Raw genomic sequence first — 12,441 nt, forward strand, 5'->3', positions numbered from 1 at the left:
ACCTATCCACTCGTAATATATAAGCGTAATGAATAAAAATCATCTTCTTCAAATTCATCCAAATTTGGGTGCATTTCTTGAAATTTATGAACGTTACATTCCCATCCTTTCATTAATAATGGCTTTCATCGAAAAATATGTTACGATTAGAAAAGAAGTATCATTCTATATGAGTAATTAGTTAAGGAGAATTTTTAGTAAATGAATTATAAAAACAAAACAGTTGTCCGCTCCATGGACATTTTAAATTTATTTATCGAACATACAGAGCTTACATTTCAAGAAATAATTGATTTATCAGGAATTCCAAAAACCTCCGTTTACCGTATGCTTACATCACTGGAAGAAATGCAGTTTTTAGAAAAAGGTTCTGATTTAAAGTACCGACTTGGACTTATTTTTCTTAAATTTGGTTCCCTCGTATCCTCACGAATTGACCTTAGACAAGTTGCATATCCTGTAATGAAAGAGTTGCATGATGATGTAGAAGAAGCGATAAACTTAATTGTAATTCAAGGGGAGGAAGCCGTTTATATTGAAAAAATTGATCTAAAACAGAAGGTTCGTTTGTTTACGGCGGTCGGGAGAACAAGTCCCCTGTATGCAGGTGCATGTTCACGAATTATTCTTTCTTTCCAATCAGATGAAAAAATTCGTGACTACGTTGAAAAAACAGAATTACGAAAATTTAGCGAAGGAACAATTACAGATAAAGAAGAGCTATATAAATTAATTGAAAAAGCTCGAAATGATGGGTATACTGTCAGTTATTCTGAATTAGAGACCCACACTTCTTCTGTTGCTGCACCAATCTTTGATCATAATGGTAATGTCATTGCCGGACTTAGCATTGCGGGTATAGAAGCAAATTATCAAGAAGACAATGTAACTATTTTTTCAAAAAAGGTTATTGAAGCTGCTAATGAAATATCATTCCGGTTAGGTTATATGAAATAAGGTAATGGACCTATTCATTTGAAAAAAACGCATGAAATCAGTTTAAAAACCTGATTTCATGCGTTTTTACTTTCGCGAATCATACCAAAATCAATTCGTTTTCAACTTATGTCCCAGTTCTTCGCTCTTATTCCTCTGTTGCATAAAATTCGTCCAAAAAACTTGTATTGAAAATACCGTCTAAAAAGACTTCATCACGTAACAAGTTTTTAAAAAATGGAATGGTCGTCTGAATTCCTTCAATGGTAAAGTGATCAAGTGCTCGCTTCATTTTTAAGATTGCATCTTCCCGGTCTTTGCCATGAACAATAAGTTTTGCAATTAACGAATCATAGAAAGGTTGCACAGTGTACCCTGAAAAAACAGCTGAATCAACACGAACTCCAAATCCACCCGGCACAATAAATTGATGAATCTTTCCAGGTGATGGCAGAAAATGATTGGTAGGATCTTCCGCATTGATTCGACACTCAATAGACCAGCCATCTATTAAAATATCTTCTTGATTTATTTCTAACTCTAATCCAGATGCAATACGAAGTTGTTCTTTCACTAAATCAATGCCTGTAACCATCTCTGTTATTGGATGTTCAACTTGAATTCTTGTATTCATTTCCATAAAATAAAAACGGTTGGTTGAATGATCAAAAATAAATTCAACTGTACCGGCGCCAACATAATGAACAGCTTTTGCAGCTTGTACAGCAGACTCTCCCATTCTTTTTCGTAATTCCTCTGTCACTACAGGTGATGGGGTTTCTTCAATCAGCTTTTGCATTCTACGTTGAATCGTACAATCCCGTTCCCCTAAATGAATCGTATTTCCATATGTATCTGCCAATATTTGAATCTCTATGTGACGAAAGTCTTCAATGAACTTTTCAATATATACACCCGGATTACCAAACACTGTCGCCGCTTCCTGCTGGGTAATTTCTAGTTCACTTTTTAAACTTTTACCATCATGGACAACTCGAATCCCTTTTCCACCACCACCAGCTGTTGCTTTTAGAATGACTGGAAACCCAATTGCATCCGCAATGTTTACAGCCTCTTCATAGCTCTCAACGATCCCACTTGACCCAGGAGTAATTGGCACTCCTGCTTCTTTCATCGTCTTTCTCGCTATATCTTTTACACCCATTTTTCGAATCGAACTTGCCGATGGTCCGATAAATGTAATATTACATTTTTTACAAATCGAAGCGAATTCAGCATTTTCCGCCAAAAATCCATATCCAGGGTGGATCGCGTCAACCTTGGTCAATGTAGCAATATGTAATATATTTTCGATGTTCAAATAACTATCTTTAGAAGGTGGTGGTCCGATACAGTATGCTTCATCAGCTAACATCACGTGGAGTGAATTTCTATCTACTTCAGAAAAAATAGCTACGGTCTTTATCTTTAGCTCCTTACAAGCTTGAATAATTCTTACAGCAATTTCTCCACGATTTGCAATTAATACTTTTTTCAGCATATTATTCACTCACCCTTACGGTAAATAAAGGTTGTCCATACTCAATGATTTGTCCATCTTCTACTAATACTTCAACAATTTCTCCATTTACATCAGAGGAAATTTCATTTAACAACTTCATTGCTTCAAGTATACAAACTGTATCACCCTTCTTTATTTTTGTACCAATTTGAACAAATGGTTTCGCCTCCGGATTAGCACGCGAATAAAATGCTCCTATTATAGGTGCTGTTATTTGATGATCATTTTCTGCGGGATCCTTCTCCTCATTTTTTTCTTTTTTAGGTATTGAGCTAATTGGTTCCTCCGTTTCTTCTGAGGACAGTTCCCACGTTCCTTCTCCATCATTTAATTGCAATGATTTTGCATCTTGCTTTTGGTAGTAAAGTTTAAAATCGCCTTTTTCTAACTTTAAGATGTCAATTTTTGATTTTTCTATTAGGTCCACTAGTTCTTTTATTTCATTTATTTTCAATTTTTTTCCTCCCTGTTAGGTGTGCTTTGAAATATATCCCCATTTTTAATTCATACATATCCTTTTCTTGTTGAATCAATAAGTTTTCTGCTTCATCAATGGAGACAACTTCAAATTTTATTTGTTGATTTGGTTGTAATTGTGCTAATCGTGGTAAATCTACTGAAATGACTTGACCAATTTTTGGATAACCACCTGTTGTTTGGCGATCGGCCATTAAAATAATTGGCTGACCTTTAGAAGGAACTTGAATAGTACCATAAGTAACTCCTTCTGATAGTAATTCAAATTCTTCTTTTAATTGAAGTTTTTTTCCTTTTAGTTGGTACCCCATTCGATCAGCGTGAACTGTTAATGTATATAGGGTTTCTACGAATGCCTGTTGACTTTTATCATTAAATTTTTCAAACTCAGCCCCTTGTATAATACGGATCGATTGTGGCTTTTGACAAGGATAAAAAGAAGCATGATTAACGGACCAAGAAAAAGGTATTTTTGTCTCTTCTAACTGTGAAATAAAGTAGTTCGCTTGATTGCTTATTTTTCCACATGTTAGAATATCTCCCTTTTGAAGTTGCCTTCCTTTAAATCCACCTAATTTAGCGGGAATATAAGTACTTTTACTGTTCATTACTTTAGGAACATTTAAACCACCAGCAAATGCAATATATGCCCGTGTCCCCGATTTTATTCCATTAAATTGTAATACTTGCCCTTTTTTAACTAAGATTGGTCGCCACATTAATACTGGTTTATCATCTATTGTCGGTTGTAAACAGCCACCCGTAATGGCGATTAGGTGGTCTTCATTAAAGAAGAGTTTTGTACCAAACATCGTTACTTCAATTGTACCCTCATTCTCTTTATTTCCTACAAGAATATTAGCAATTCGAACTGCAAAAATATCCATTGCACCACCGACGATTACCCCATATTTTTGTAAGCCGTATCTTCCTAAATCTTGAATGGTAGCTAAAAAACCCGCTTGAAGTACTTTAATACTCATTGTTTTTCTCCTTATATGAAAAATATTCTTCACGAGTGATAGGAGTAAACCTAACTCTATCTCCAGGTTGCAATAATGTTGGCGAAGACAATTCTGGATTAAATAAATTTACCGGTGTCCGACCAATCACTTGCCATCCCCCCGGCGTTTCTATAGGGTAAACGCCGGTTTGTTCGCCAGCAATCCCTACAGAACCGGCTGGAATTGCTGGGCGTGGTTTCTCTTTTCTAGGAGTAGATATTCTCTTATCAACTCCACCGAAAAAAGGAAAACCTGGAGCAAATCCAAGCATATATACTAAGTATTCCTTTTCTGTATGTAGCTCTATCACCTTTTCGGAAGGTAGCTTATTATAAGTTGCTATATATTCCAAATCAGGGCCAAATTCATTTCCATACAAAACTGGTATTTCAATAAACCTTTTTTGTGGTAACTCATTATCATTTATTCTTTCCATATAATCCTTCATCCGATCACTTACTTGCTTAAATGAACTTTCAAATTGACTAGCTGAATTTTTTAATCGAATTGTAACTGGATCATAATAAATGGTTACATTATTATAGCTAGGAACTACCTCTATAAACCCGTCAAATGGGTCATTTTCAATTAAATCTACTAAATTAATTATTTTTTTATGTAAAATGGTGCTAATTCCTTCTCCCAGTTGAATCACAAGTGCTGAATCTCCTAAAGGACGAATACTAACTCCATTTTGCTCCGTTTTCATTAACAACAACTCCTATCAAGTTTCAATATTCGGTACTAATGTTTTATAAAGCGGATACATTTTAATTATAAATTGTTTCAAACAAAATACAAGTTTGAACGTAAAAAGTTCACACTATTATATCCTTTTAAATAATTATTTAATAATAATTCTTCACATGTATAAATTTATATGCTAGAATGAATTTAATATTTCAAAACCAAGGTTCCGATTATCGGTACTAAACCATTTGAAAACGTTGACATTATAATTGGGTTTCTATATGAGGAGTGATGCAAAAATATATTAATAGGTCAGTAAACGTCATAAATAAACTAACAATTCAGGGGGAAACAATTATGAAAAGATCGGTATTAACATTATTAACTTTGCTTTTCATTATGACTATTGCACTTGTTGGATGTGGTAATAAAGAGGAAGAAAGCAATGCAAATGAAGGCACAAATGATAGTAATACTAATGATGAATCTGTAGATAGCGTTGAATGGATTGCTAACGAAGTGTATCCAGAGGATAACCATAACAGTAAGGCACTGTACGACTTTGCCGAAAAATTAGATGAAGCTACTGATGGTAAAGTACAACTTGATGTAATGGTTGGTGGTGCATTAGGTTATGAGGGGCCTGAGTTATTAACTGCTGTTCGGGACAATGCTGTGCCAGTTTCGGACATGCTCGTAAGTGGAGTTGCTGGGGATGAACCGCTCTTTGAAATTGTAACACTACCATTCTTAGTTCAAAATTTTGATGAAGGAAAACTATTAAATGAAATTGCAAGACCTTATTTTGATCAAGTTGCTGAAGAAAAATGGAATCAAAAAATTCTTTATGTTACACCATGGCCAGCAGCCGGATTTTGGACAAAAGATAAAGTAGAGTCTGTGGAAGATATGAAAGGTTTAAAAATGCGTACATACGATAAAAACGGAGCACTAGTTGTAGAAGCTGGTGGAGGTACACCTCACCCATTACCATTTAGTGAAGTATATTCTTCTCTTTCTACAGGTGTAATTGATTCTGTACTTACTTCTACACCGACTGCTGTTGATGCTAGCTTTTGGGAAGTATTAGATTTCTATTCTCCTGTTAGTGTAACGATGGCAACTAACTTTGTAACCGTTAACTTAGATGAATTTAATAAACTAGATGAAGCATTACAAGCAACCATTTTAGAGGTCGGTAAAGAAATGGAAGAAAAAGTATGGACTGATGTGGCTGAGCTTGATAAAGAACAAGAAGCAATTTCAAATGAAAATGGAATTACTACACTTGAACCAAGTGAAGAATTTTTACAAGAGTTATCTGATCTGACAGAAGATATTCGTAATGATTGGTTAGAAACTGCACCAGAAGAAGCAAAAGAAATCGTTGAGAAATTTAATGAAGAGGTTGGCCGTTAATTGAACATCAGGCAACCGACAGTTCGTTTACAAATGTCGGTTGCTTTTTCTTCATTTCACCCATTGATTTTCTAGTTAAAAATACTACAACGTTTAGTTTTGTAAGGAGGGAAAATAATGACGCTGATTATTCGCATCATTGATAGGATATCAAATGCTTCAGGCCTAATTGCTGGATTACTTATGATCTTAGGAGTTGTACTCGTCTTGACTGAAGTGATTGTGCGAACGGTTTTCTCAAGTACTATTTATATTACACAAGAATACACTGCTTATTTTATGGTGGCTATCACATTTTTGGGGCTTGCTTATACATTGAAAGAAAAGGGACATATACGTCTTACATTTATCCATAAGTTCGTTAAAGTAGGTAAAGTGAGAACAATATTAGACATCTATGCCTTTATTATTGGGTTCATAATTTTTGCAATTGTTACGTATGCAACGATCGATTATTTTTTAAGTAGCTTGGCTTCTGGTACCCGCTCCATGCAAATAACAAAAACATATCTAGCCATTCCCCAATTTGCGATGCCTTTAGGGTCTTTCATCATTTCCTTACAGTTTCTTGCAGAAATTTTAAAGTCAATTTTGCAATTAAAAACTGGGGAATTTGAGGAAGAGGATGATTTTGAATCAGAAGCATTGGGTCGATAAATGGATGGTAAACCATTCAAAAGGAGGATATGAAATTGAGTATTGGAGTAATTTCTATAACGTTATTAGGTCTATTATTGTTATTGTTAGGAAGTACAATTTGGGTAGGTGTTTCTTTATTTGTAGTAGGTATAATAAGTATCATTTTATTTACTAATAATCCTCCTCTAACAATTCTTTCAAATATGTTATGGAACAATACAAACAGCGCGACAATGTTTGCTCTTCCTTTATTTATTTTGATGGGAGAAATCCTTGTTCGTAGCCGTTTATCAGAAAGTTTATTTAAAGGATTAGCTCCATGGATGAGCTTTTTGCCAGGCCGACTACTTCATGTAAATATTATTGCTAGTAGTTTGTTTTCAGCTGTAAGTGGTTCATCTGCTGCAACAACTGCAACAGTTGGTAAAATTGCTTTACCAGAATTAATTAAACGAAATTATAGTCGTTCATTAAGTATTGGTTCTTTGGCTGGAGCGGGTACACTTGGGTTTTTAATACCACCAAGTATGATGATGATCGTTTATGGAATCGTGGCAGATGTGAGTATTGGTAGGCTTTTTATCGCAGGTATTATTCCAGGAATTATATTAGCTGCAGGTTTTAGTGGCTATATCGTTTTACGTTGTTTATTTAATCCTAGCCTTGCAAAAGGGGACGAAAAGTACTCTTGGAGCGATCGTATTAAAGCATTACCACAATTATTACCTATTATTCTACTAATCATCCTTGTTTTAGGGAGTATTTATACTGGTTGGGCTACACCGACAGAAGCAGCAGCCGTTGGTGTTCTTGGTTCATTCATTATTGCCCTTTTTTCTAAAACATTGAACAGAAAAGTCTTTAAAGAAATTATTTTAGGTTCGGTTAAAACGAGTACAATGATTATGCTAATCGTATGTGGGGCTTCTTATTTATCTGTTACTGTTGGATACTTAAAAATACCTGCACAACTTACGGCATTTATCGGCTCCCTAGGTTTGACTGGGTTTCAACTCATTCTTATTTTATCTATCATGTATATTATTTTAGGAATGATGCTTGATGGGTTCTCCATCATCGTTATGAGTTTACCACTTGCATTACCCTTAATAGTTGCAGCTGGTTTTGATCCGTTATGGTTCGGAATTTATCTTGTCCTGATGATTGAAATTTCACAAATTACTCCACCCGTTGGCTTTAATTTATTTGTTATTAATGGACTTGTAAAAGATGATGTATTAAAAATCGCATATTACGCTATTCCATCATTCATTATTATTTTACTAGTTACGGGCGTAATTACTGTATACCCAGAAATTGTTCTTTGGTTCCCAGAAATGATGATGAAATAGCGAACACTAATAGGAGGAAATGGAAGATGATGAAGGTTGATTTAAATAGTGATTTAGGAGAAAGTTTTGGTCAATATAAAATCGGAAATGATGATGATGTGCTTAAACATGTCACTTCTGTTAATGTCGCTTGCGGATTTCATGCAGGTGATCCACAAGTAATGGAAAAAACAGTTGAAAAAGCATTTGAAAACAATGTTGCTGTTGGTGCCCATCCTGGCTTTCCCGACCTTAAAGGCTTTGGTCGCCGTCCAATGCAAATTAGTCCCGAAGAAGCAAAAGCATATGTTATGTATCAAGTCAGTGCCTTAAATGGATTTGTCAAAGCGCTTGGAGGAAAAATGCAACATGTAAAGCCCCATGGTGCTTTCTACAATATGGCAGCAGTTGATGCTACTATTGCCCAAGCAATTGCAGAAGGAGTTTATGCAGTTGATCCAAACTTAATTTTAATGGGACTTGCTAACGGAGAACTAGTGAAAGCTGGAAATAAAATAGGGCTACAAACAGCTAGCGAAGTTTTTGCTGATCGGACTTATACTAATAAAGGTACACTTGTTAGTCGAACGGAAGAAGGTTCCGTTATTTATAATAAAGAGCAGGCAACAGAACAAATTTTACATATTGTTTTAAACGGTAAAGTAAAAACAATTGATGGCGGAGAAGTTGAATTAAATGCGGATAGTATTTGCGTGCATGGTGATAATTACGAGGCTGTTGAATTAGTAAAACACCTCAAAAAATCTCTAATAGAGTCAAATGTTACAGTTCAATCACTTTCAAATCAATAATAATAGTACTAAGACCTTGGCGATGGACCAAGGTCTTGTTTTTTGCTTTGCAGCACTACTTTTATGTAAAGACTATATCAATATGGTTGTATATTTCTCCCCAGAAAAGTTTACTAGTTCTTCTTGATAAGAACTATTTTTCGTTACCTTTCTAATCCTTTCTCATCCAGTTCTATCATGTATTAAAAAACCAACTCATACATATGACACGCATGAACCCTTTTAAACTTTCCCTTTATTTCTTCCGGATTGTTACCGATATAATGGGCAAAAGCGGAAATTGGTTTCAAATGAACATTTTTAGTTACAAAGGTGGGTTCCATTTCTTCATTACCTTCCATAAAAACATGATAATACGTCTTCTTTTTCTTAAAATGATGTGACTCATACCATTCATTCACCCATTTATCATCACGTGTCCATGCCTCTAATCTATTCATGCCTAAATCACTTAAAGTTTTGATTGCATGATGTAAAAGTGCAGTTGCGATTCCTTGACGTTGATAGTCTGGATGAACCGCTGCATGCCAAATCATTCCGCTTACGATAGAATCATCTGAACAAATAGTTCCCGGTTCTTCTTCATACTCAATATCCATTAACCCGACTATGAGGTTATCTTTTTCAGCAACAAGTTCAATAGATGAATTTTCATATATTTCTTTCTCACGTAACACATTGTCATAATATGCTGTATCCAAAAAAGATAGGACTCTACATCTAAGCCAACCGGATTCATCGCTTGGTTTATACGATCTTATTAACATTTATGTCCCCCATTTAAGTACTACGATTTTTAAATTCATTCTTCAGTACACTCATCATAATGGAATCATGGAACTCGCCATCATAATAAAGCTTATCCCTTAAGATTCCTTCCTGTTTAAATCCAAGTTTTTCATATGATTTTTTGGCTCTCACATTATATGAAAAGACCTCTAGCTCGATTCGATGTACATTTAATATATGAAACCCGTAATCTAATAATAGAGACATCGCTTCTGTTCCATAGCCTTTTCCCCAATTTTCTTTTTCAAATATTGCTATACGTACAATCGCATTTTGGTTTACATGATCTATCTCCATCATTGCAATATCACCTATAGGTTCATCGTTTTCTTGTAAACAAATGAGTAAATCTAGTCTACTACTATCTAAAGTGACACTTTCGATCCACTGATGGACACCTTGACGACTAAATACTTTTTGTGTTCCAGTGAGTCGCCGTGCCTCACGATCCCATAATGTTGTAAAAATCATGTTTGCATCTTCTATTTCTACTGGTCTCAAATAAAGTCGTTTACTTTCAAGAAATTTGATTTGCTGTTCATTTTTCATTGTTTTTACCCTTTCATTTTCTTTATTATGTTCGGTACTTCTAATAAATCATCAATGATATAATCCGCATTAGCATGATCCCATTGGTAATCTCTTTTCCATATGCTTTTCATTCCTACATTTTTTGCTGCATGAATATCATTTTCTGGATGGTCTCCAACAAATACGCATTGATTCGGTTCGACATGTAGTTTTTCAATAGCCTTTAAAAATATTTTTGGATCAGGCTTTTTAATTCCCTCCCATTCAGAAATTAAAATAGTATCAACATATTTCTTTATTCCTAAAGCTTTAATGTTATCCATTTGAAACGTACCAAAACCGTTTGTAAATGATTCCTAAAGTAAGTTTTTCGTGTTTAAGCTCGTCAAACATTTGGATAAGATTTGGAAAAGCAATACAACTATATTTAAATTGCTCTACATAGTCGTCTAGTAAATTGGTCCATGAGACCCCCTGTATATCGAATGCATCAACAAGCTGTTTATACACCTTATCTTTCCAAACATACCCACGACAATCTAATTCAATAAATCTAGAAATATATATTTCTATTGGAATGTGTCCGACCCATTTATGTAATCGCTCATATTGCCGTTCAACAAACTTTTGAACGGAAACATCACGATTTAGTAACGTTCCATCTAGGTCAAAAATGACTGATTTGATCAAATGAACACCCCTTTATCTCCAAAGCCTCTCATCCATTTACTTACATCATTAACTATTTGTAGAGAATATTCAATTAATATGGTACGATATTAAAAACAGAAAGGAGAACGTTTAAATGAAAAAAAACAAGAAGCGAGAGATTCTAAAAGAAAATAACCTAACGTATGACGATTATGCAACATTAGACGATGAAAATAGATATGAACTTGTAAAAGGACAATTAGAATTGATGAGTCCGTCTCCATCGACTATTCATCAGTTAATATTAGGTGAATTACATGAACATATTTCATCTAATTGTAAATCAGACTATTTTATCTTTTTTGCCCCAATTGATGTTATCCTATCAGCAAAAGAAGTCCGTCAGCCTGATCTTGTTTTAGTTCATCGAGACCGAATGGATATTCTAACAAATCGCGGTATAGAGGGAGCTCCAGACTTAGTAATCGAGATTCTTTCACCATCTTCATTGAAACGTGATAAAATAGAAAAAATAAAATCGTACGCTTTTTTTAACATTCCAGAATATTGGATTTTGGATCCGAATCTTGGAATTATCGAGCAATATACGTTAAAGGAAAGCCACTATGAAATGATCAATATTTTCCAAGATGACGATCAAATTTTATCCCCAAACATCCCTTGTGTTTCTTTTACAATGAAAGAAGTAATGGAAAAGATACCTAAACTATCTAACTAGATCATAAGCTTTTATCATTCTGCCATAATTCATTCCTAAATAGCTTTATTTTATACCATGTTGATTGCCAATTCTTTGTTTTTAATCTTTCCTCAAAAATTTTCATTCGTTTCGTGCAGCCTTGGAAATAGGTAGTTGGTTTAATTTCTAAATTTAGCACATCCTTTACTCCACATGGTGAAGACAATAGGACATTGTCTTTTTCATCTAGTTTAACTCCTAAAGCAGTCGCAGTTTCAGGAAATTTCGACATAGCGTCTTCAGATGAAACGTAAGGAGAAACGTTATTAACAAGATGCATTCTCGCTTGATTTTTCACTGACCATGGAAGACAAGGATGAATAGATGCTAGTTTCTTTTCCAGTACCTTTTCTTTCTCTTCATTAATAGTTGTACAATCATAGTAAATAACATCAATATCTGGTAAAGGTGTTCGTCCTTCAAACCCATGTAACACATCCCATATTTTTGATCGTACAAAACCTGCACAAATCCACCAATCCGGCAAATGGAACGATTTAACGGTTTTCAATATTTCCATCATCCATTCGTCTTCTTGAATGAAGAAAATAATATCTTCTTCGTTTTTCATTTTCATTAACCCCACCTTTCCTAAACAAATTTTTCATTTTTCAATTTCCAAACACTCTTTCATTCATCTTAATATTTCGGAACCCTTTTTAAAAGCATTTAGAAGACATAACTTAGCGTCAATCCTTAATCGAGAGTTGATGTTACACAAATAAAATTGATTCAGCGCGATAGTAGCCTCATTCAGCGTGGATGCAAATTTTTCAGCATGAAGGCCAATTAATTCAGCGAGAATACTGTTTAATTCAGCGCAAGTAGGATATAATTCAGCGCGGATCCAAATTATTCAGCGCTAATAGGAGACCATTCA

At 34.6% G+C, this 12,441-nt stretch carries 15 protein-coding genes; 6 read left to right on the forward strand and 9 right to left on the reverse strand.

All coding sequences use genetic code 11. The features are described 5' to 3' along the window. The first annotated feature begins 201 nt into the window (after nucleotides 1-201). Nucleotides 202-957, forward strand: a complete 756-nt coding sequence (locus DFR56_RS17085) for an IclR family transcriptional regulator (protein WP_110396667.1) — start codon at nucleotides 202-204, stop codon at nucleotides 955-957. 127 nt (nucleotides 958-1,084) lie between these two features. Here the strand turns inward: DFR56_RS17085 and accC are convergent, their stop codons facing one another. From accC to pxpB, 4 genes are read right to left on the reverse strand one after another with little or no spacing between them, the layout of a single operon-like run. Further along, nucleotides 1,085-2,437, reverse strand: coding sequence for an acetyl-CoA carboxylase biotin carboxylase subunit (accC, locus tag DFR56_RS17090; protein ID WP_110396668.1), 1,353 nt, complete (start codon nucleotides 2,435-2,437; stop codon nucleotides 1,085-1,087). Nucleotide 2,438: 1 nt separating this feature from the next. Continuing rightward, the gene (gene accB, locus DFR56_RS17095) at nucleotides 2,439-2,912 is read right to left on the reverse strand and encodes an acetyl-CoA carboxylase biotin carboxyl carrier protein (protein WP_170124512.1); all 474 of its coding nucleotides are present in this window, start codon (nucleotides 2,910-2,912) and stop codon (nucleotides 2,439-2,441) included. After that, the gene (locus DFR56_RS17100; RefSeq protein WP_110396669.1) at nucleotides 2,899-3,918 is read right to left on the reverse strand and encodes a 5-oxoprolinase subunit C family protein; all 1,020 of its coding nucleotides are present in this window, start codon (nucleotides 3,916-3,918) and stop codon (nucleotides 2,899-2,901) included. The genes accB and DFR56_RS17100 overlap by 14 nt, the downstream gene beginning before the upstream one ends. Beyond that, complete coding sequence (gene pxpB / locus DFR56_RS17105) at nucleotides 3,908-4,648, reverse strand: 5-oxoprolinase subunit PxpB (protein WP_110396670.1); 741 nt, start codon at nucleotides 4,646-4,648, stop codon at nucleotides 3,908-3,910. Before pxpB ends, DFR56_RS17100 begins: the two co-directional genes overlap by 11 nt. A 338-nt stretch (nucleotides 4,649-4,986) precedes the next feature. Here pxpB and DFR56_RS17110 point away from each other — a divergent pair, with 338 nt between their 5' ends. The 4 genes from DFR56_RS17110 (at nucleotide 4,987) to DFR56_RS17125 (ending at nucleotide 8,830) form a co-directional block, all read left to right on the forward strand. Then, a complete protein-coding gene (locus tag DFR56_RS17110; RefSeq protein ID WP_244916564.1) occupies nucleotides 4,987-6,048 on the forward strand; it encodes a TRAP transporter substrate-binding protein in 1,062 nt (353 codons plus the stop codon). Between the two features lie 117 nt (nucleotides 6,049-6,165). After that, on the forward strand, nucleotides 6,166-6,705 hold the full coding sequence (locus DFR56_RS17115) for a TRAP transporter small permease subunit (RefSeq protein ID WP_110396671.1): 540 nt from the start codon (nucleotides 6,166-6,168) through the stop codon (nucleotides 6,703-6,705). Between the two features lie 35 nt (nucleotides 6,706-6,740). Next, nucleotides 6,741-8,039, forward strand: coding sequence for a TRAP transporter large permease (locus DFR56_RS17120; protein WP_110396672.1), 1,299 nt, complete (start codon nucleotides 6,741-6,743; stop codon nucleotides 8,037-8,039). A gap of 26 nt (nucleotides 8,040-8,065) precedes the next feature. Next, nucleotides 8,066-8,830 carry a LamB/YcsF family protein gene (locus tag DFR56_RS17125; protein ID WP_110396673.1) on the forward strand — a complete coding sequence of 255 codons (765 nt, stop codon included), beginning with the start codon at nucleotides 8,066-8,068 and terminating at the stop codon, nucleotides 8,828-8,830. A 182-nt stretch (nucleotides 8,831-9,012) separates the two neighbouring features. Here the strand turns inward: DFR56_RS17125 and DFR56_RS17130 are convergent, their stop codons facing one another. From DFR56_RS17130 to DFR56_RS23860, 4 genes are read right to left on the reverse strand one after another with little or no spacing between them, the layout of a single operon-like run. Then, nucleotides 9,013-9,597 carry a GNAT family N-acetyltransferase gene (locus DFR56_RS17130; RefSeq protein WP_110396674.1) on the reverse strand — a complete coding sequence of 195 codons (585 nt, stop codon included), beginning with the start codon at nucleotides 9,595-9,597 and terminating at the stop codon, nucleotides 9,013-9,015. A 13-nt stretch (nucleotides 9,598-9,610) separates the two neighbouring features. Next, nucleotides 9,611-10,168, reverse strand: a complete 558-nt coding sequence (locus tag DFR56_RS17135; RefSeq protein ID WP_110396675.1) for a GNAT family N-acetyltransferase — start codon at nucleotides 10,166-10,168, stop codon at nucleotides 9,611-9,613. A gap of 5 nt (nucleotides 10,169-10,173) precedes the next feature. Then, complete coding sequence (locus DFR56_RS23855) at nucleotides 10,174-10,473, reverse strand: HAD family hydrolase (RefSeq protein ID WP_342353171.1); 300 nt, start codon at nucleotides 10,471-10,473, stop codon at nucleotides 10,174-10,176. Further along, nucleotides 10,466-10,840, reverse strand: a complete 375-nt coding sequence (locus tag DFR56_RS23860) for an HAD hydrolase-like protein (RefSeq protein ID WP_342353172.1) — start codon at nucleotides 10,838-10,840, stop codon at nucleotides 10,466-10,468. Before DFR56_RS23860 ends, DFR56_RS23855 begins: the two co-directional genes overlap by 8 nt. Nucleotides 10,841-10,955: 115 nt before the next feature. On the opposite strand from DFR56_RS23860, the gene DFR56_RS17145 reads away from it, so the two are divergent. Next, nucleotides 10,956-11,540 carry a Uma2 family endonuclease gene (locus DFR56_RS17145; protein WP_110396676.1) on the forward strand — a complete coding sequence of 195 codons (585 nt, stop codon included), beginning with the start codon at nucleotides 10,956-10,958 and terminating at the stop codon, nucleotides 11,538-11,540. Nucleotide 11,541: 1 nt separating this feature from the next. On the opposite strand, the gene DFR56_RS17150 is transcribed toward DFR56_RS17145, so the two are convergent. Then, nucleotides 11,542-12,138 carry a nucleotidyltransferase family protein gene (locus tag DFR56_RS17150; protein ID WP_110396677.1) on the reverse strand — a complete coding sequence of 199 codons (597 nt, stop codon included), beginning with the start codon at nucleotides 12,136-12,138 and terminating at the stop codon, nucleotides 11,542-11,544. Between the last annotated feature and the right edge of the window lie 303 nt (nucleotides 12,139-12,441).

Source organism: Pseudogracilibacillus auburnensis, from assembly GCF_003201975.1.
In the GTDB taxonomy this organism is placed as follows: Bacteria; Bacillota; Bacilli; order Bacillales; family Amphibacillaceae; genus Pseudogracilibacillus; species Pseudogracilibacillus auburnensis.

What these genes read in the sequence shown, in the direction of transcription:
- DFR56_RS23855 (WP_342353171.1), bottom strand. Translation starts at nt 10,473, where the DNA reads ATGGATAACATTAAAGCTTTAGGAATAAAGAAATATGTTGATACTATT.
- DFR56_RS17130 (WP_110396674.1), bottom strand. Translation starts at nt 9,597, where the DNA reads ATGTTAATAAGATCGTATAAACCAAGCGATGAATCCGGTTGGCTTAGA.
- DFR56_RS17150 (WP_110396677.1), bottom strand. Translation starts at nt 12,138, where the DNA reads ATGAAAATGAAAAACGAAGAAGATATTATTTTCTTCATTCAAGAAGAC.
- DFR56_RS17145 (WP_110396676.1), top strand. Translation starts at nt 10,956, where the DNA reads ATGAAAAAAAACAAGAAGCGAGAGATTCTAAAAGAAAATAACCTAACG.
- DFR56_RS17115 (WP_110396671.1), top strand. Translation starts at nt 6,166, where the DNA reads ATGACGCTGATTATTCGCATCATTGATAGGATATCAAATGCTTCAGGC.
- accC (WP_110396668.1), bottom strand. Translation starts at nt 2,437, where the DNA reads ATGCTGAAAAAAGTATTAATTGCAAATCGTGGAGAAATTGCTGTAAGA.
- DFR56_RS17135 (WP_110396675.1), bottom strand. Translation starts at nt 10,168, where the DNA reads ATGAAAAATGAACAGCAAATCAAATTTCTTGAAAGTAAACGACTTTAT.
- DFR56_RS17085 (WP_110396667.1), top strand. Translation starts at nt 202, where the DNA reads ATGAATTATAAAAACAAAACAGTTGTCCGCTCCATGGACATTTTAAAT.
- pxpB (WP_110396670.1), bottom strand. Translation starts at nt 4,648, where the DNA reads ATGAAAACGGAGCAAAATGGAGTTAGTATTCGTCCTTTAGGAGATTCA.
- DFR56_RS17125 (WP_110396673.1), top strand. Translation starts at nt 8,066, where the DNA reads ATGATGAAGGTTGATTTAAATAGTGATTTAGGAGAAAGTTTTGGTCAA.
- DFR56_RS17100 (WP_110396669.1), bottom strand. Translation starts at nt 3,918, where the DNA reads ATGAGTATTAAAGTACTTCAAGCGGGTTTTTTAGCTACCATTCAAGAT.
- DFR56_RS17110 (WP_244916564.1), top strand. Translation starts at nt 4,987, where the DNA reads ATGAAAAGATCGGTATTAACATTATTAACTTTGCTTTTCATTATGACT.